14 protein-coding genes are annotated in these 17400 nt (G+C 68.3%); 6 read left to right on the top strand and 8 right to left on the bottom strand.

Annotated features, from left to right (window positions below; all coding sequences use genetic code 11):
* Positions 1-33: 33 nt before the first annotated feature.
* Positions 34-1179 (top strand): asparaginase, encoded by a 1146-nt coding sequence (locus AB3347_RS21245; protein ID WP_369093708.1) that lies wholly within the window; start codon positions 34-36, stop codon positions 1177-1179.
* Here the strand turns inward: AB3347_RS21245 and AB3347_RS21240 are convergent.
* Positions 1084-1941, bottom strand: a complete 858-nt coding sequence (locus tag AB3347_RS21240) for a hypothetical protein (RefSeq protein ID WP_369093707.1) — start codon at positions 1939-1941, stop codon at positions 1084-1086. The genes AB3347_RS21245 and AB3347_RS21240 overlap by 96 nt on opposite strands.
* A 148-nt stretch (positions 1942-2089) precedes the next feature.
* Between AB3347_RS21240 and AB3347_RS21235 the strand changes: the two genes are divergently transcribed.
* Entirely contained in the window at positions 2090-2896 is an 807-nt protein-coding gene (locus AB3347_RS21235; protein ID WP_369093706.1) for a hypothetical protein, read from the top strand.
* Here AB3347_RS21235 and AB3347_RS21230 read toward each other — a convergent pair.
* The 3 genes from AB3347_RS21230 to AB3347_RS21220 all read right to left on the bottom strand — a co-directional run bounded on the left by AB3347_RS21230 (position 2886) and on the right by AB3347_RS21220 (position 7597).
* Positions 2886-3575, bottom strand: a complete 690-nt coding sequence (locus tag AB3347_RS21230; protein WP_369093705.1) for a fumarylacetoacetate hydrolase family protein — start codon at positions 3573-3575, stop codon at positions 2886-2888. The two genes, AB3347_RS21235 and AB3347_RS21230, sit on opposite strands and share 11 nt — an antisense overlap.
* A gap of 66 nt (positions 3576-3641) precedes the next feature.
* Complete coding sequence (locus AB3347_RS21225; protein WP_369093704.1) at positions 3642-6398, bottom strand: GAF domain-containing protein; 2757 nt, start codon at positions 6396-6398, stop codon at positions 3642-3644.
* Positions 6399-6550: 152 nt separating this feature from the next.
* Positions 6551-7597 carry an aldose epimerase family protein gene (locus AB3347_RS21220; RefSeq protein WP_369093703.1) on the bottom strand — a complete coding sequence of 349 codons (1047 nt, stop codon included), beginning with the start codon at positions 7595-7597 and terminating at the stop codon, positions 6551-6553.
* A gap of 324 nt (positions 7598-7921) precedes the next feature.
* On the opposite strand from AB3347_RS21220, the gene AB3347_RS21215 reads away from it, so the two are divergent.
* Positions 7922-8944, top strand: a complete 1023-nt coding sequence (locus tag AB3347_RS21215; protein ID WP_369093702.1) for a porin — start codon at positions 7922-7924, stop codon at positions 8942-8944.
* Positions 8945-9054: 110 nt separating this feature from the next.
* Here the strand turns inward: AB3347_RS21215 and AB3347_RS21210 are convergent, their stop codons facing one another.
* Positions 9055-9531 carry a chemotaxis protein CheW gene (locus tag AB3347_RS21210; RefSeq protein ID WP_369093701.1) on the bottom strand — a complete coding sequence of 159 codons (477 nt, stop codon included), beginning with the start codon at positions 9529-9531 and terminating at the stop codon, positions 9055-9057.
* 286 nt (positions 9532-9817) lie between these two features.
* Between AB3347_RS21210 and AB3347_RS21205 the strand changes: the two genes are divergently transcribed.
* The gene (locus AB3347_RS21205; protein ID WP_369093700.1) at positions 9818-10348 is read left to right on the top strand and encodes an N-acetyltransferase family protein; all 531 of its coding nucleotides are present in this window, start codon (positions 9818-9820) and stop codon (positions 10346-10348) included.
* A gap of 117 nt (positions 10349-10465) precedes the next feature.
* Entirely contained in the window at positions 10466-13042 is a 2577-nt protein-coding gene (locus AB3347_RS21200; RefSeq protein WP_369093699.1) for an ATP-binding protein, read from the top strand.
* 1 nt (position 13043) lies between these two features.
* On the opposite strand, the gene AB3347_RS21195 is transcribed toward AB3347_RS21200, so the two are convergent.
* Positions 13044-14687, bottom strand: a complete 1644-nt coding sequence (locus AB3347_RS21195; protein ID WP_369093698.1) for a M28 family peptidase — start codon at positions 14685-14687, stop codon at positions 13044-13046.
* 132 nt (positions 14688-14819) lie between these two features.
* Here AB3347_RS21195 and AB3347_RS21190 point away from each other — a divergent pair, with 132 nt between their 5' ends.
* Positions 14820-15236, top strand: a complete 417-nt coding sequence (locus AB3347_RS21190; protein ID WP_369093697.1) for a putative quinol monooxygenase — start codon at positions 14820-14822, stop codon at positions 15234-15236.
* A 106-nt stretch (positions 15237-15342) separates the two neighbouring features.
* On the opposite strand, the gene rfaD is transcribed toward AB3347_RS21190, so the two are convergent.
* Positions 15343-16344 (bottom strand): ADP-glyceromanno-heptose 6-epimerase, encoded by a 1002-nt coding sequence (rfaD, locus tag AB3347_RS21185; RefSeq protein ID WP_369093696.1) that lies wholly within the window; start codon positions 16342-16344, stop codon positions 15343-15345.
* A 22-nt stretch (positions 16345-16366) separates the two neighbouring features.
* Entirely contained in the window at positions 16367-17389 is a 1023-nt protein-coding gene (gene waaF, locus AB3347_RS21180) for a lipopolysaccharide heptosyltransferase II (protein ID WP_369093695.1), read from the bottom strand.
* Between the last annotated feature and the right edge of the window lie 11 nt (positions 17390-17400).

The following is a 17400-nucleotide window of genomic DNA, read 5'->3' as shown; positions in this document are numbered from 1 at the left end:
ACAGTAGGCTGTTTTCCATCAACCGGAACCCTCATGCAAGCCATTCCCCTCGTCGCCACCACGCGCGGCTACCCCGATACCGGGAACGTGATCGAGAACGTGCACGCCGGGGCGATCGCCGTCGTCGACACCCGGGGACGCCTGCTGTACGCAAGCGGCGATCCGCACTACCCCACCTTTACCCGCTCGGCGCTGAAGCCCTTCCAGGCCCTGCCCTTCATGCTGTCGGACGGCCCGGCGCGCTTTGGCCTGACGCGCGACGAACTGGCCCTGCTGTGCGCCAGCCATTCGGGCGAAGACATGCACCTGGAGGGCGTCAGCGCGATCCTGAACAAGATCGGCCTCGACCCCGGCCACCTGGAATGCGGCTGCGCCACGCCGCTGTTCTACGAATTCACCGGCCAGCCGGCGCCGGCGGACCGCCAGTGGACGCCGCTGCACCACAACTGCTCGGGCAAGCACAGCGGCTTCCTGGGCTGGTGCCGCCTGCACGGCGCGCCCACCCGCGGCTACGTCGAGCGCAGCCATCCGCTGCAGGCGGCGATCCGCAGCACGCTGGCCGATGCGGTGGGCATGCCGGCCGACCGGATGCCGACCGGGATCGACGGCTGCTCGGCGCCGAACTATGCGCTGCCCCTGTCGAAGCTGGCCCACCTGTATGCACGCCTGGCGCAAGGGGCGGCCGACCCGCGGCTGGGCGGCGCCATGGGCATGCTGTTCGATGCCATGACGGCGCGCCCGGACCTGGTCTCGGGCACGGCGCGCACCGACCTGGCCTGGATGAGGGCGGGCGGCGGCGACTGGGTGGCGAAGATCGGGGCCGACGCGGTGCAGGCCATCGGCATCCGCTCGGCGGGCCTGGGCATCGCCATCAAGATCGCGGACGGCAACAGCCGCGCACTGCATCCGGCGGTGTACGGCGTGCTCGACCAGCTCGGCCTGCTGGACGAGGACCGCCGCGCCCAGCTCGAGCAATACCGCCAGCCGCCGATCCGCAATGCGCGCGGCACGGTGGCCGGCGACATCCGTACCCTGTTCACGCTCACGCCGGCCAGATCGGCCAGCAGCGGCCGGCGCAGGCCCTCAGGCAGCCAGGCGGCGCAGCATGGATGCGATGGCCTCGACCACGGTGGGGTCATCCCAGTAACTGTTGTGCGACAGCGGATTCCAGCTGCGTAGCAGCAGGCTGGCGACGCCGCCGTTGGCGTTGACGATGCGGTCTTCGACCAGCTCGTGGTAGCCGCCCGGCAGCGGCTGCAGGGGCCAGCCCAGCACGTCGTCCGGATCGTAGAAGTTGATCCACTTGAAGTGCCTGGTCGGGCGCTCGATCGGGATGATGTGCATGACCTTGTGCGCGGCGATGAACACCGGGATGTTGCAGCCGGTGGTGACCAGGGCGGCGCAGGTGCCGGCGCCGAGAAACATCTTCTCGCTGGCGGTCAGCGCCCGCCCCAGGGTGCTGGACGCCCAGGCGTCGATATTGCGCCAGATGCCGGCGCCGACCGGCAGGCCCTTGGCCGCCTTCTGCGCGTCGTAGATATAGCTCGACAATACCTGGCAGCCGAGCGACTGCGCCACGAACAGCACCGGCATGCTGGGCCGCACCGCATGCGCCGACAGCAGGGTGCGAGCGATCTCGCCCTGCGCCAGTTCGTAGACCGAGCCGGGAATCTCCTTGCGGTTTTCCAGGCCGGCGGCATCGCCGAAACCGTACAGGACGAACTTGCGCAGGTCGGCGTAGCGCACCGAGCTGCGCTCGCGGGTGCGCTCCCAGATGGCGTTCTGGTTGTCCTGCAGAATCTTCTGGTAGTACACGGAGCGCATCGCCACCTGCCCCGCCAGCGCCCCGAGCTGTCCGCGCAGGCGCTCCATCAAGCCGTCGGCATAGGTGGGCGGGGTTGCCCCCATTCCGTGCACCGTGATCAGCGCCACGTCGGCCATGGCATCCTCCCCTTTGCGCGTCGCGTTGCGGTGTCGCCCGCCGCGCTTCCATTGTTGGGGATAGCGTACCAGTTTTCGCTCCCACGCACGCGTTCGCTCCAGCATGCCGGCCTGCGCTACCATGGCGTTTTTTTCCAGCCCGACGCCGATGCCAGCGCTGCTCTTTCCCCGCTACCGCGACGCCATCCGCGGCCTCGACCTGGCGCAGGTGGCGACGCCCGCGCAGATTCCCGCCGCCTTCCTGCTCGGCCGCGCAGGCCGCTACAGCAGCCATTACATCCCCTTCGAATCGGTGCACATGCAGGCGCGCCTGGTCGTGGCCGGGATCACGCCGGGTTTCGCCCAGTGGAAGAACGCGATGCGCGAGGCGCAGCGCCAACTGGCGGCCGATGGTGACGACAAGGACGACGAGCGGGTGCTGCGCGCCACGCGCCTGGCGGGCGCCTTCAGCGGCGCAATCCGGCCCAACTTCGTGGCCCTGCTGGATGCGATCGGCGTGCAGCGCTGGCTCGGCATCGCCAGCTGCGCCACCGTGTTCGGAGAGGATGCGGGACTGGTGCAGGTGAGCGCCATCCTGCGCCACCCGGTGTTCGTCGACGGCAAGAACTACAGCGGCTCGCCGGCGCCGCTGCGCCATCCTTTCTTGCGCGAGATGGTGCTGCGCTGGTTTGCCGAGGAAGCGCGCCAGCTGCCCGACGCGCTGTATATCCCGATGGGCGCCAGCGTCAGCGATACGCTGGACTGGCTGGTGGCGGAAGGCGTGATCCCGGCCGGCCGCGTGCTGCACGGGCTGCCGCATCCCTCGGGCGCGAATGCGGAGCGGGTGGCCTACTTCCTCGGCCGCAAGGAGCGCGCCGCGCTGTCGAGCAAGACCAACGGGGCGCAGATCGATGCGGCGCGCGCGCAGCTGCTGGCGCAGATGGAGGCGCTGCTGGCTTCGCGCCCTACGCGATAGTCAACTCGAACGTGGTCACCCCCTCCACCCCGCCGCGCACCCGGTCGCCCGGCGCGAGCGCCGCGACGCCGGCCGGCGTGCCGGTATAGATCAGGTCTCCCGGCGCCAGCGTCACCAGGCGCGACAGGTGGCTGATGACGTCCGCGATCGGCCAGATCATCTCGTTCAGGTTTCCTTCCTGGCGCAGCGTGCCGTTCACCTCGAGCCAGATGCGCGCCTCGTGCGGATGGCCGAGCGTGGCGGCCGGGATCAAGGGGCTGCACGGCGCCGAGGCGTCGAAGCCCTTGGCCATGTCCCAGGGCCGGCCGGCGTCCTTGGCCACGGCCTGCAGGTCGCGCCGGGTCAGGTCCAGGCCCACGCCGTAGCCCCATACCAGGGCCATCGCAGCGCGCGGTTCGATGTCGGTCCCGCCGACGCCGAGCGCGACCACCAGCTCGACTTCGTGGTGCAGGTCGCGGGTGGCGGGCGGATACGGCACGGCGCCGCTGGCCGGCACCACGGCGTCGGCCGGCTTGGTGAAGAAGAACGGCGGTTCGCGGTTCGGGTCGCTCCCCATTTCGCGCGCATGGGCGCCGTAGTTGCGGCCGACGCAGAACACGCGGCGGATCGGGAAGCGCTCGGGGCTGCCCGCGACGGCCAGCGAAGGCTGGGCGGGCGCAGTGATGACGTAACTGGACATGCGGATCCTTTCATGGACGGGACGTCCACGATCATACCCGCGCCGCAGTTCGCTTGCCGGACTGGCTCAGGCGGCGGCGCTGGGCGCTTGCGCGCGCGCCGCGGTCGCCTCCACCGACTCCAGCACGCGTACCAGCGCCGTCATGTCGACCGGCTTGACCAGGTGGTGTGCAAAGCCGGCCTCGATGGCGCGCTCGCGGTCGCGCGCCTGGCCGTAGCCGGTAATGGCCACCAGCACCGTGTCGCGGGTTTCCGGCATCGCGCGCAGCTGTTCGGCCAGGTGGTAGCCGTCGATGTCGGGCAGGCCGATGTCGACCAGCATGGCATCGGGCCGGTCGGCGCGCGCGCGCCGCAGGGCCGAGCGGGCGTCGTATTCGACCGCGGTGCGGTAGCCCTGCACGTTCAGGAGCTGCGACAGGCTGTCGACCGCATCGGCGTTGTCGTCGACCAGCACCAGGCGCAGCGGACGGTCCAGTTGCCCCCCCTCGGTGGCGGGCGCCGCGCCGGCGCCACCGGTGTCGGGCGCCGCATCGACACAGGGCAGCGCCAGCGTGAAGCTGCTGCCCAGGCCGACGCCGTCGCTGTGCGCGCCGACCTCGCCCTGGTGCAGTTCGACCAGGCGCTTGACCAGGGTCAGGCCGAGCCCCAGGCCGCCCTGCGAACGGGCCAGCGTACGGGCGCCCTGGGTGAACAGGTCGAACACGTTGGGCAGCAGTTCGGCCGGCATGCCGGAGCCGTTGTCGCTGATCGTCAGGCGCATGCGGCCGTCCTGCGATTCGAGCGCCAGCGCGATGCGCCCGCCCTTCTGGGTGTACTTGGCGGCGTTGTTGAGGACGTTGGTCACGCTCTGCACCAGGCGGGTCTGGTCGCCGCGCACGTACACCGGAAGCGGCGGCAGCGCCAGCGCCACCTCGTGCGCCTTCTCGTCGATCAGGGGACGGGCCTGGTCGAGCGCGCCCGAGACGATGTCGCGGAAGTCGACCACGCCCAGTTTGAGCTTGACCAGGCCGCGGGTGACGCGCGAGACGTCGAGCAGGTCGTCGATCAGGCGGCTCATGTGGCGCACCTGGCGGCTGATGATGGTGCTGGTCTGGCGAATGCGCGGCTCGTCCTTGAACTGCATCGACAGCAGGCTGGCCGAGCTGCTGATCGGAGCCAGCGGGTTGCGCAGCTCGTGCGCCAGCATCGCCAGGAATTCGTCCTTGGTGTGGCTCAGGCGTTCGGCCTGCACGCGCGCCGCGCGCTCGCTCTGCAGCAGCGCGTCGCGCTCCTGCGCCGACTTCTGCGCCACTTCGTACAGGCGCGCGTTGTCCATCGCGATGGCGGCCTGGATCGCCACGGCGGCGACGATGCGCTCGGTGCGCTCGGTGAACATGCCGGGCTCCGGGTGGCCGAACAGCAGGCCGCCCAGCATTTCGCCGGAGCGTGAAATGACCGGCACCGCCAGGAAACTGCGCACCGCCAGGTGGCCGGCAGGCATGCCGGCCTTGGCCAGCTGGACCGGTCCCAGGTCGGCGTAGCGTGGGTCGCGCGTGACGTCGTCGCTGCGCACCGTCGCTTTGCCCTCGAAGGTCGGGCGGAACATGGCGGTGGTGCGCGGCTCGCCGAGCCGCTCGAACTCTTCGCGCAAGGCCCCCGACAGCGTGTACAGGCGCAAGCGGTCGCCCTGCTCGTCGCGGGCGTTGTAGAAGAAGCCGCCGAAGCGCGCGCCGGCCAGCTCGGTGCCGGCGTCGGTGATCGCCTGCAGCAGCGTGTCCAGGTCGAGCGTCGAGGCCAGCGCCTGGCCGGTGCGGTTGACCATCTCGAGCACGCGCTTCTCGTCGCGCAGCGATTCCTCCACCCGTGCGCGCCGCACGACTTCGCGGGTATGGCGCGCCACGTCCTCGGCCAATGCGACTTCCTGGTCGGTCCAGTGGCGCGCACGCTGTTCGTGCAGGTAGAAGATGGCGGCCAGCCGCCCTTCCTCGATCAGGGGCACGCTGATCAGGGCGCGCGCGCAGATGCTGGCATAGCCGGCCGCATAGGGCGCGGCGCGCTGGTCGAGGGCGATGTCGTCGAGGCGCAGCGTGCGCCCGGCGCGCAGCCCGTCGATGATGGCCGGGCCGAAGCCGTCGAGTTCGCGCGATTCGCCGGCCAGGCTGGCGATGCTGCCGTCGGTCCAGTCGCGGTCCACGCTCACCATGCGGCCGGCCGCATCGACCTCGCCATAGCCGACCCGGCCCACGCCGAGGTATTCGCCGGTGAGGCTGCTCGCCGCCTCCATGACGTGCACGGCGTCGACCAGGCCGCGCAGGGTCTCGCTGAGTTTCAGGTGGAAGGCATGGCGCTGCTCGGCCAGCACGCGCGAGGTGCAGTCGGACAGCACGAAATACGCGCCGATGATCTGCCCGTCATGGCGCACCGGCGTGATCGAAGCCGAGAAATAGCGGCGTTCCAGCAGGCCGTTGCGGTAAAAGTCGGTCAGCGCATTCTCGAAGCGCACCGGCTGGCCCGCCAGCGCGTCGAGGATATAGGGCTGCAGCCGCGGCCACAGCTCAGGGCGCACCAGCGGAAAGGGCTGGCCCAGCGCGGCTGGGTGCTTGTCGCCCAACAAGTCAGCATAGGCATCGTTGTAGAACAGCCGCAGTTCCGGGCCCCAGACGATCGCCATTGGGAAATGCGACGCGACGATCAGGTCGGCGATGGCCTGCATGCCTTCGGGCCACGAATCGGATTCACTCGCGGTTTTTACGGATGGAAAGACGGGCCAGGGCCGTTGGGGCGCATGGCCGGACAGCGTCGCGCCGCATTCCGTCAGGAGGGAGAGACTGCTTTCGTTGCTCATCAGGGTAGTTCCGGTTCGATTCCGTGGCGTTCGGTCGCGCTGATTCGTGATGTGTTATCACGTCGCCAACTTCTCGTAATCGATCGATTATAACGAGCTATCCGGATGAGCCGCGCGCGATAGGCTGTGCCGGCCAACGCGCGGCGGCGCGCTCAGTCCACCGAAAAGCGGAAGCGCGACTCGGTCCGGTACACCTCGCCAGGACGCAGGATCGTATTCGGGAACTGCGGCTGGTTGGGCGAATCCGGGAAATGCTGCGGCTCCAGGCAGAAACCGCTGCGGTGGGCATAGACCTGGCCCTTGCCTGCAAGCGAGCCGTCGAGGAAGTTCCCGCTGTAGAACTGCACGCCCGGCTCTTCGGTGAACAGTTCCAGCACCCGGCCCGATACCGGTTCGTGCACGCGGGCGGCCCGCGTCATGGCCTTGCCTTGCGGCTTGTTCAGCGCGAAGCAGTGGTCGTAGCCCTGGCCGTTGCGCAGCTGGACGTCGTCCTCGCCGATGCGCGCCCCGATCGGCTGCGGCGTGCGGAAGTCGAAGGGCGTGCCTTCCACCGGCGCCAGCGCCCCGGTCGGGATCGACTCGGCATCGATGGCCACGAAGGCATCGGCATCGATGCCGAGCAGGTGGCCGAGGATGTGCCCGGCTCCGGCCAGGTTGAAGTAGCTGTGCTGGGTCAGGTTGACCGGGGTCGGCTGGTCGGTCACGGCATGGAAGCGCACCACCAGTTCGTTGTCGTCGTTGAGCTCGTAGACGACGCGGACGTCCAGCCTGCCCGGATAGCCCTGCTCGCCGTCGGGGCTGACGTAGGCCAGGCGCAGGCTGTCGCCTTCGATGGCGGCGTCCCACTTGACCTTGTCGAAGCCGGGCGCGCCGCCGTGCAGGTGGTTGTTGCCGTTGTTGACCGGCAGCTGGTAGTCGCGGCCATCGAGCGTGAAGCGCCCCTTCGCGATGCGGTTGCCGTAGCGCCCGATCAGGGCGCCGAAATACGGACTCTCGCCCTGGTAGGGTGCAAGCGTGTCGAAGCCCAGCACGACGTCGGCCAGCCTGCCCTCGCGGTCGGGGGCATGCAGTTCGGTGATGATGCCGCCGAAATCGATGATCCTGGCCACCATGCCCTTGGCATTGGTGAGCGTGAACTGGGTGATGGTGTCGCCGTCCGGCAGGCTGCCGAAGGGCGCTTGGCTGATACCGGTGCGCACGTTGAGTCGTCCTTGGTCTGGTGAATGGGCCGATCCTAACATGGGGTCCGGCAGGCCCGCGCACGCGGGCGGCCAAGCCGGCAAGGGCGACTCCGTTACCTAATTACAACAGTCGAATAGGTAGAACTACTTACTTTGCGCTGGGTCGTGCGGTTTTTTGGCCACGCGCACATGCTTCACAGAAACCGAATAAGCAAAGAGCTAATGAATCGTGGCATCATTTCGATTGAATTAGTAAGGTGAGCTTTTTGCAACAGTACGTTTCTGTCAATTGACAACGAGAACGGCGTTCGGACACCCCATTCAACCACCTGGAGAGCATCAATGAAAAAGAAGAGCCTGGCCATCGCCCTGTTATCCCTCCTGCCGCTGGGCGCCGCCCACGCGCAGACCAGCGTCCAGATCTACGGCATTGCCGACGCCTCGATCGGCATCGAAGACAATGACGCGCCGGGCGAAGACCGCCGCACCGTGATCAGCTCGGGCACCCAGTCCACCAGCCGCATCGGCTTCCGTGGCACCGAAGACCTGGGCAACGGCCTGAAAGCGCTCTTCAACATCGAAGCCGGCGTGGCCCTCGACACCGGCGCGGGCGACGCCGCCGGCACCTTCCAGCGCCGCGCCGTGGTCGGCCTGCAGGGTTCGTTCGGCACCATCACCATCGGCCGCGAATACAGCCCGATCGCCGCCGTCGCACAATCGGCCGACCCGCTGGGCCACGGCTTCTACGGTTCGACCCTGACCGGCTTCGGCGCCGGCCGCCAGACCCGCCGCCTGTCGAACTCGGTGAACTACAAGAGCGAAGCGCTGAGCGGCTTCACGGTGCTGGCCGCGTACAGCGCGGGCGAGCGCCAGACCAGCGACCCGTCGGGCAGCCTGGTGGGTGCAGCGGTCGAGTACAAGAACGGCCCGCTGTACCTGGGCGCAGGCTACCAGCAGACCGAGCGCCTGGCCACCGGCGACGACAAGGAACTCACCGTCGGCGCCGGCTACACCTTCGGCGCCTTCGACCTGCGCGCCGCCTACATGGAAGCCGATCCGGAAGGCGCCAACAACGAATACAAGTTCACCACCGTGGGCGGCGTGTTCACTGCCGGCCCGAACAAGTTCTACGCATCGCTGCACCAGCAGAAGCTGGAAACCGGCGCCAAGGGCAATGGTTTCTCGCTGGCCTACAGCTACGCCCTGTCCAAGCGCACCAACCTGTACAGCAGCTACGCCCACGTGCGCAATAACGGCCGCGCCGCATTCGGCGTGGCATCGGCAGGCGGCAGCTTCGCACCGCCGGTCACCGCGCTCGGCGCCGATCCGTCGGTGTTCAACGTGGGCGTGCGCCACTCGTTCTAAAACGCGGCGTCCCCAAATGGAAACGGCAAGTCTTGCGGGCTTGCCGTTTTTTTTCGCCTGTATTCGGCTTGATGCCGCCGCCGGCCGGCTGGCCCGGCGGGGACGCTCCGTCAGGCGGCTTTCTGCAGGTTGGTGATCAGGCCGAGCTGCTCGGAGCTCATCAACTGGTCGATGTCGAGCACGATCAGCATGCGCTCGCCGATGGTGCCCAGGCCGGTGATGTAGTCGCCGTCCGCGCCGACGCCCATCTCGGGGGCCGGGCGCAGCTGGTCCTGCGTCAGGGTGACCACGTCCGAGACGCTGTCGACCACCATGCCGATCACGTGGTTCTTGATGTTCAGGACGATGACGACGGTGAAGTGGTCGTAGACCGGCTCGCCCAGCTTGAACAGGATGCGCATGTCGACGATCGGCACGATCGAGCCGCGCAGGTTCATGATGCCCTTGATGCAGGCGGGCGCACCCGGCAGCATGGTGGGCTCTTCGTAGCCGCGGATTTCCTGAACCTTCAGGATGCTGATGGCGTACTCTTCCTTCGCCAGGCGAAAGGAGAGGACTTCCTGGTCTTGTGTGGTATTGGTGTCCATCGTTGGTCGCTTTCTGTTTTGCGGGCAAAAATAATTATTGCCTCATTGCAAGTTACGATACGTCCAAGCTGGTGCAGATACGATGGCCAAATGGCAATAGTGGGGATTTTTTTTCCAAAACGGTGCAGCGTATGACGTACATGCAACGCCTTTGCCCCGTGTTTGCACGATAGATTGTTCTACTGAAAACATAATGCCTGCGATCGGCGGTTTGCCGTGCTGGCACGGTTTCTGCATTTTATCGAACAGGATGCGCTGTTCCTACCCAGCGCCAAGGAAACCAAGCATGATCATCAGACGACTCGATGCGCGCGCCATGCGCGAGGTGCGTACCCAACTGGCAAGCCTGCTGCTCGACGCGGTGGCCGATGGCTTTTCGCTCGGCTTCCTGGCCGGGCTCGACGACGAACAGCTCGATGCCTACTGGAGCGGCGTCGAACAGGATGTCGCGCGCGGCAGCCGCGTGCTGCTCGTGGCCGAGCGCCATGGCCTGCTGGTGGGCACCGTGCAGCTCGACCTGTGCCAGAAGCCCAACGGCAGCAACCGTTCCGAGCTGCAGAAGATGCTGGTCCACTGCACCATGCGAAGGCGCGGCGTCGGCACCGCCCTGCTGGAGGCGGCCGAAGTCGAAGCGCTCGGCCTGCGCCGCGGCCTGCTGTTCCTCGACACCGAGGCCGGTTCCGACGCCGAGCAGCTGTACGGCAAGGCCGGCTATACCCGCGTCGGCGAATTGCCCGATTACGCCTGCAGCCCGAACGGCCACTGGCGTCCGACGGCCATCTGGTACAAGACGCTGTTCCCGCGCACCCGCCGCTGAAGCACGGCGCCGGCGCTGCCGCGAGCGCGGGCGCCGCGGTGGGGACCGAATGTTAATTCGGTGCACTCACGCAATGTCACGTAGAATCGTGCCGTTCATTGCATCCGCGACTCCCACGTGACCGACCGCTCCACCTCCATCGTCCGCAGGCCCCTGCGCGCCTACCTGTTCTGGCTGGTGCTGGCTACCCTGATGCCCGGGGTGATCGGCGCCTCCATCCTGTTCGTCCACCAGTACCAGAAGGGGCGCGCCCAGTTCGAGAAGAACATGCTGCAGACGGTGCGCGCGCTGGTGCACAGCGCCGACAACAAGCTGCGCGAGGGCCGCGCGATCGCCCAGACCCTGTCCACCCTCGACGCGCTCGAGGCCGGGGACTTCGCACGCGCCCACCTGCAGTCGCGCGAAGCCCTGGCGCTGGCCGGCGGGCACATGAACGTGGTGCTGCGCGACCGCAGCGGCCAGCAGCTGTTCAATACCGCGGTCGACTACGGCAAGCCGCTGCCGCTCGATCGCTCGCCCGCCCTGGAGCGCGTGTTCGCCACCGGGGAGCCGGTGGTGTCGGACGTGTTCACCGGTCCGGTGCGCAAACGGCCGACCGTGAGCGTGAACGTGCCGGTGCGCCTGCAGGGCGAGCTGCGCTACGTCATCAGCATCGGCATGAGTCCGGAAGATTTCACCGGCATCCTGACGCCGAAGTCGGTGCCGGAAGGCGCGGTGGCCTCGCTGTTCGACCGCCAGGGCACCATCTTCTACCGCAACGTCAACCGCGAAAGCTCGGTCGGCCAGCCGGTCAACCCGCTGCTGCGCAAGGCCTCGCTGCGCCAGCCGGAAGGCACCATCGATTCGCTGTCGCGCGAAGGCGTGCCCCTGCTCAGCACGTTCTCGCGCTCGCCCGCCACCGGCTTCAGCGTGGCGATCGGCATCCCGCGCGCCATCCTGCGCGCCGAACTGCTCGGGCAGCTCGCCCTGATGGCGGGGGTGGCCGCGGCGCTGTTCGCGATCGGCCTGTGCCTGGCCTGGCTGATCGGCGGCCGCCTGGCGCGCTCGGTGCAGGCACTGAGCGGGCAGGCGCAGGCGCTCGGCAAGGGCGAGACGCCGCCTCCCTTTACCGAGGTCCACGTGCGCGAAGCCGCCGAGGTGGCGGCGGCCATCGGCGACGCCGCCGCGCTGCTGGCGGAGCGCTCGCGCCAGCTGGCCGCCAAGGAGGCGGCGCTGCGCGAAGCTCACATGCTGGCGCGCTTCGGCACCTGGCACTGGAACCTGGACCGCCCCGAGATCGAAGTCTCGGATTCGGTGCCGCACATCTTCGGACGCCTGCTGCCGCCGTTCGCGCAGCAGCGCGGCACGGTGTTGCTCGAGGAATCCTGGCTGCAGGTGCAGCGCCTGAGCGGCGAACTGGTACGCGCGGGCGGCAGCGGCAAGCTGCAGCTGCAGGCCGTGCATGCGCACGGCCACCGCATCTGGCTCGACTACCGCTGCGAGAGCGTGCATGCGCCCGGCGGCCGGGTGGTGGCGCTGCGCGGCACAATGCAGGACATCAGCGAGCGCGTGCGCGCCGAGGAAGCCCTGCGCCAGGCCGACCAGCGCAAGAACGAATTCCTGGCGATGCTGGCGCACGAGCTGCGCAACCCTCTGGCCCCGATCTCGTCCGGCGCCCAGCTGCTCGGCCAGGCCGGGCTGGATCCGGCCCGCACCCGGCAGATCAGCGCCATTATCGCGCGCCAGGCGCGCCACATGGCGGGACTGGTGGACGACCTGCTCGACGTCTCGCGGGTGACGCGCGGCCTGGTGGTGTTGGCCAAGGAGCGCATCGACATCAACGGCGTGGTGCTGGACGCCGCCGAGCAGGTACAGGCGCTGGTGCGCGACAAGGGGCACCGGCTGGAGGTGCGCACCCTGGCGCAGCCCTGTTTCGTGCCGGGCGACCGCAAGCGCCTGGTGCAGGTGGTCGGCAACCTGCTGCACAACGCGGCCAAGTTCACCGAACGCGGCGGCGAGATCGGGGTGACGGTCGCCGGCGCCGGCGAGAGCGTGCTGGTGGAAGTGCGCGACAACGGCATCGGCATGCTGCCGGAGGAGCTGGAGCGGGTGTTCGACATGTTCGTGCAGGGCGAGCGCACGCCCGACCGCTCGCTGGGCGGGCTGGGCATCGGCCTGGCGCTGGTGCGCAGCCTGGTCGCGCTGCACGGCGGCAGCGTGCGGGTGGACAGCGGCGGCCCCGGCATGGGGACCACGTTCACGGTATGCCTGCCGCGCTGCAGCGCACGCGACGAACCCGCCGCTGGTACTGCGGAGGCGGCCGGCGCGCAGGGAGCGCGCCTGAAAGTGCTGGTGGTGGACGACAACGTCGACGCGGCCCAGGTGCTGGCCATGGTGGTGGGCGCGCAGGGCCACGAGGTGCGGGTGGAACACGGCTCGCTCGCTGCGCTGGCGCAGGCGGCGGCGTTCGCACCCGACCTGTGCCTGCTCGACATCGGGCTGCCCGAGATGGACGGCTACGAACTGGCGCGCCGCCTGCGCCGCCATCCGGCCACGGCCCACGCCACCCTGGTGGCGGTGACCGGCTACGGCCAGGACCAGGACCGCCGCGACAGCGCCGCGGCGGGCTTCGACCACCACCTGGTGAAGCCGGTGGACATGGCGGCGCTGGACCGGATCGTGGCCGGCGTGGCGACCGAGTCTTCCGGCGCCTGATTCAGCGCTTCACGGAACCGAAGGGGTCGCCCTTCTTCCAGCTCGGCATGGCGGGCGCGTTGGCCACCGCATAGCCCAGGTTCAGGGTGAACTGCGCCTGCTGCACCATGCCGGACAAGTCCCAGCCAGGCGAATACTCGTCGCTCACCTGGTGGTAGTCCTTCTTGAAGCCCACCATCTTGCGGCTCGAGGCCGCGTGCTCGTGCGCGAACTCGAAGTGGCCGTCGCCCGAGAACACCGCCGAGCCGACGTTAAAGGCCGGCACGCCGGCCTTGGCGAAGTTGAAGTGGTCGGCGCGGAAGTAGGCGCCCGACAGGTCCGGGATGGTCGGCGCCAGCTTCAGGCCCATGCCCTTGGCCACGGTCGCCGCGGTGTCGTACAGGGTGCTGCGCTCGGCGCCCGGCACGCCGATGTCCTTGGTCTTGCCGACGAAGTTCAGGCTGTCGAGGTTCAGGTCGGCGGCGGTCTGCGCCAGCGGCACCACCGGATTCTTCACGTAGGCGGCGCTGCCCAGCAGGCCCTGCTCCTCGGCGGCCGGCCACAGGAACACCTGGGTGCGGCGCGCCGGCTTCTTGACCGCTTCGGCGGCCATCGCCAGCAGCGCGGCGGTGCCGGAGGCGTTGTCGATGGCGCCGTTGTAGATCCGGTCCTGCCGGCCCTGCGCTCCGGCGCCGGGCTGCGCGGCCTCGTCGATGCCCATGTGATCCCAGTGCGAGGAGTACACCACCGCCTGCGCTTTCAGCTTGGGATCGGTGCCCGGCACGATGCCGACCACGTTGTACTGCTCGACCATCCGGATGGCCGACTTCAGGTCGACCCGGGCGCCGATCTTCAGGTCCACCGGACGGAAGTCGCGCCGCTCGGCCTGGGCGCGTAGGGTGTCGAGGTCGAAGCCGCCGGCGGCGAACAGTTCGCGCGCGGTGTCCTCGTGCAGCCAGCCTTCGATCGGGTTGCCGGGACCGGCCAGGTGGAAGCGCTCGTGCGAGAAGCCGTTGGCCGGCACGCTCCAGGGGTAGGAGGACGACGGCAGCGTGTGGATCAGCAGCACGCCGGCCGCGCCCTTGCGCACCGCTTCCTCGAACTTGTACAGCCAGCGGCCGTACCAGGTGTAGGCCTTGCCGGCGAAGCGATTCGGTTCGTCCGCCGTGGGCTGCGGGTCGTTGACCATCATGACCAGGATTTTGCCCTTGACGTCGACGCCCTTGTAGTCGTCCCACTTCTCCTCGGGCGCCGAGACGCCGTAGCCGACGAACAGCAGCGGCGCCTCGAAGGACAGCTGGGTGCGCCCGCTGCCGGTGCCGAACACGATGCCCTTGCCGATCTCGGGAGCGAAGCGCTTGCCGCCGGCCTGGAAGCTGACCGCGCTGCCGGGCAGCAGCTTGGTGCCTTCGATCTCGACCTTCTGGCGGTAGCCGCCGCCCGGGATCTCCTTCAGGCCGATGATCGCGGCCTGGGTCTCGAGGTAGCGCACCGCCAGGTCGCCGCCGCGCTGGCCGGTGCCGCGGCCCTCGAACAGGTCGTCGGCCAGGAAGGCCAGGTGGCCGCGCAGGACCGATTCGGAAACGGTGGGCGCCTGCTGGTGCTGGGCATGGGCGCCGGCGGACAGGGTGCATGCAAGGGCGAAGGCAAGACGGGAAGGTCGCATCGAATAATCCATTCAGGTGAAGCGGGCTTGGCAAAGGCTCATCTTAACCCAGCAGTCATAGGATGATCATTCCCGGTTGCGGCCGCGTAGCGGGGCGGCCTATACTTGCCTTCCATTCAACAGGGAACCGCCATGATCCGCACTCGCCCGATGTCACGCCGCACCGCTGCTACCGCACTGGCTGCCCTGGCCGCCCTGCCCCTGGCCCTCCGGGCCGCCCCCAACAGCAAGGAAGCCACGCCCATGTACGGATTGATCGGAAAAATGCGCGCCCAGCCGGGCCAGCGCGACGCCCTCGTCGCCATCCTGCTCGAGGGCACCGCGGCCATGCCGGGCTGCCTCGGCTACCACATCGCCAAGGACAAGAAGGATGAGGACGCGCTGTGGATCACCGAGACCTGGGACAGCCAGGCCAGCCACAAGGCGTCGCTGACGCTGCCGCAGGTGCAGGCGGCCATCGCCAAGGGCCGGCCGCTGATCGCCGGCTTCGAAAGCCACGAGACCGAGCCGGTGGGCGGGCACGGCACGATGTCGAAGAAATCGGCCTAGGCGGCCGTGGGCGCGCCCGCATAGGGCCGCGCGTCCAGCGGCAGGTCGATCACCATTCGCTCATCTTATAGATGAGCATGAAACATGAGCAAACCTTCTGAATGCCTCAGCGTGCGGTTTTCAGGTACTGCATGTACTTGGCGACGCCGGTGGCGACGTCGGTGAAGGGCTCGCTGTAGCCGGCGGCGCGCAGGGCGCCGATGTCGGCCTGGGTGAAGCTCTGGTACTTGCCCTTCAGCTTGTCGGGGAACGGCAGGTATTCGAGCAGGCCCTGTTCGACGATCTGTTCCAGCGTGAGCGGCGCCTTGCCCTCGTTGGCCAGCGCGTTGACCGTGGCCACCGCCAGGTCGTTGAAGGGCTGGGCGCGGCCGGTGCCGAGGTTGTAGATGCCGCGCTTGTCCGGGTTATCCAGGAAGAACAGGTTCACCTTGACCACGTCTTCGACGTAGATGAAGTCGCGCATCTGGGTGCCTGCCTCGTAGCCCTCGTTGGCGCCGAACAGCTTGACCTTGCCCTCTTTCTGGAACTGGTGATACTGGTGGAACGGCACCGAGGCCATGCTGCCCTTGTGCCCTTCCAGCGGACCGTAGACGTTGAAGTAGCGCAGGCCGACCACCTGGCTGCCCTTGCTGGCGCCGTGCTGCTGCCAGTAGCGGCGCATGTACTGGTCGAACAGGAATTTCGAGTAGCCGTAGACGTTGAGCGGACGCTCGTGCTGGCGCTCTTCCTTGAACACGCTGCCGCCGCCGTACACCGCGGCCGAGGAGGCATAGATGAAGGGAATACGCTCGCGCTGGCAGTACTCGAACAGCGCGATGGTGTACTCGTAGTTATTCTTCATCATGTAGCGGCCGTCGGTCTCCATGGTGTTGGAGCAGGCGCCCTGGTGCAGCACCGCCGAGAACTTGCCGTCGAATTCGCCGGCCTTCAGGCGCACCAGGAAGTCTTCCTTGTCGGCGTAGTCGGCCAGTTCGGCATCGACGATGTTGAGGAATTTCTCGGGCCGCGACATGTTATCGACCGCGAACACGCTGAAGGGCTTGCGCGCCGACAGCGCGTGGACCAGGTTGGCCCCGATGAAGCCTGCTGCGCCAGTAACCAGTATCATTTTCTACCTCTTCTCTATTCGTTCAGGCTGCGGCCAGCATCGGCTGCAGCGGTTGCCATACGTCGTTCGGCAGGATCTGTTTCATGCAGTTCTGGTGGCCCAGCGGGCACTCGCGCTGCTGGCAGGGCGAGCACTCGATGTGGAGCCACAGCACCTTGGCCAGCGCGGACAATGGCGGCGTATGGCGCGGATCGGTCGGGCCGTAGATCGCCACGACCGGGCGGCCCAGCGCGGCGCCGATGTGCATCAGGCCGGAGTCGTTGGTGACCACCGCGGCAGCCACCGAGATCAGGGCGATCGCCTCGCTCAGCGCGGTGGAGCCGGCCAGGTTGTGGGCCTGCGGCACCACGGCCGTGATCTCGTCGCAGACCGCGCGGTCCTTCGGGGAGCCGAGCAGCAGGATCTGGGCGTCCGGGCGATGGGCGCGGATGGTTTGCGCCAGCTCGGCGAAATACGAGGCCGGCCAGCGCTTGGCCGGGCCGAACTCGGCGCCGGGCGCGAAGGCCACGTAGGTCCCCGGCGGCAGCTTCAAACGCGCGATGGCGGCATCGGCCTCGCCGGGCTTGACCGACATTTCCGGCTCGGGCAGCCTGTCGGGACGCGGCAGCTGGCGCACCGGCGCATCGGCCAGGGCGGCGTAGAACTGCGCCATCGGGCGCGGCGCCGCCTTGTCGTCGTGGTGCATCACGTTGAGCAGGCCGTAGCGCATTTCGCCCTTGTAGCCGACGCGCTTCCCGATGCCGGCCAGCCAGGGAATCAGCGCGAACTTGAGCGTGTTCGGCAGCACGTAGGCATCAAGATAGCCGCGTTCCTTGAGCATGCGCGCGAAGGCCTTGCGCTCCTTCCACTGCAGCGAACCGTGCTTGAAGGGCGATTCGAGCACGGTATCCACTTCGCGCATCGCGCGCCAGACCGGCGCGACCCAGGTCGGCGCCAGCACGTCGATCGGGCGCTCGGGATGCTGCTCCTTCAGGCGGCGCAGCAGCGGCTGCGCCATGACGGCGTCGCCGATCCAGTTGGGGGAAATGACAAGCGTGCGCAACATGGTGCCTTCTT

The sequence above is a fragment of the Massilia sp. X63 genome (genome assembly GCF_041023745.1).
Lineage (GTDB): Bacteria > Pseudomonadota > Gammaproteobacteria > Burkholderiales > Burkholderiaceae_D > Telluria.
The sequence above is the reverse complement of the archived record's forward strand: the minus strand, read 5'-3'. Positions and strand labels throughout refer to the sequence as shown.

Bases quoted from the DNA above. Each gene is read 5' to 3' on its own strand.
- AB3347_RS21245 (WP_369093708.1), top strand. From the start codon at position 34: ATGCAAGCCATTCCCCTCGTCGCCACCACGCGCGGCTACCCCGATACC.
- AB3347_RS21240 (WP_369093707.1), bottom strand. From the start codon at position 1,941: ATGGCCGACGTGGCGCTGATCACGGTGCACGGAATGGGGGCAACCCCG.
- AB3347_RS21235 (WP_369093706.1), top strand. From the start codon at position 2,090: ATGCCAGCGCTGCTCTTTCCCCGCTACCGCGACGCCATCCGCGGCCTC.
- AB3347_RS21230 (WP_369093705.1), bottom strand. From the start codon at position 3,575: ATGTCCAGTTACGTCATCACTGCGCCCGCCCAGCCTTCGCTGGCCGTC.
- AB3347_RS21225 (WP_369093704.1), bottom strand. From the start codon at position 6,398: ATGAGCAACGAAAGCAGTCTCTCCCTCCTGACGGAATGCGGCGCGACG.
- AB3347_RS21215 (WP_369093702.1), top strand. From the start codon at position 7,922: ATGAAAAAGAAGAGCCTGGCCATCGCCCTGTTATCCCTCCTGCCGCTG.
- AB3347_RS21210 (WP_369093701.1), bottom strand. From the start codon at position 9,531: ATGGACACCAATACCACACAAGACCAGGAAGTCCTCTCCTTTCGCCTG.
- AB3347_RS21205 (WP_369093700.1), top strand. From the start codon at position 9,818: ATGATCATCAGACGACTCGATGCGCGCGCCATGCGCGAGGTGCGTACC.
- AB3347_RS21195 (WP_369093698.1), bottom strand. From the start codon at position 14,687: ATGCGACCTTCCCGTCTTGCCTTCGCCCTTGCATGCACCCTGTCCGCC.
- AB3347_RS21190 (WP_369093697.1), top strand. From the start codon at position 14,820: ATGATCCGCACTCGCCCGATGTCACGCCGCACCGCTGCTACCGCACTG.
- rfaD (WP_369093696.1), bottom strand. From the start codon at position 16,344: ATGATACTGGTTACTGGCGCAGCAGGCTTCATCGGGGCCAACCTGGTC.
- waaF (WP_369093695.1), bottom strand. From the start codon at position 17,389: ATGTTGCGCACGCTTGTCATTTCCCCCAACTGGATCGGCGACGCCGTC.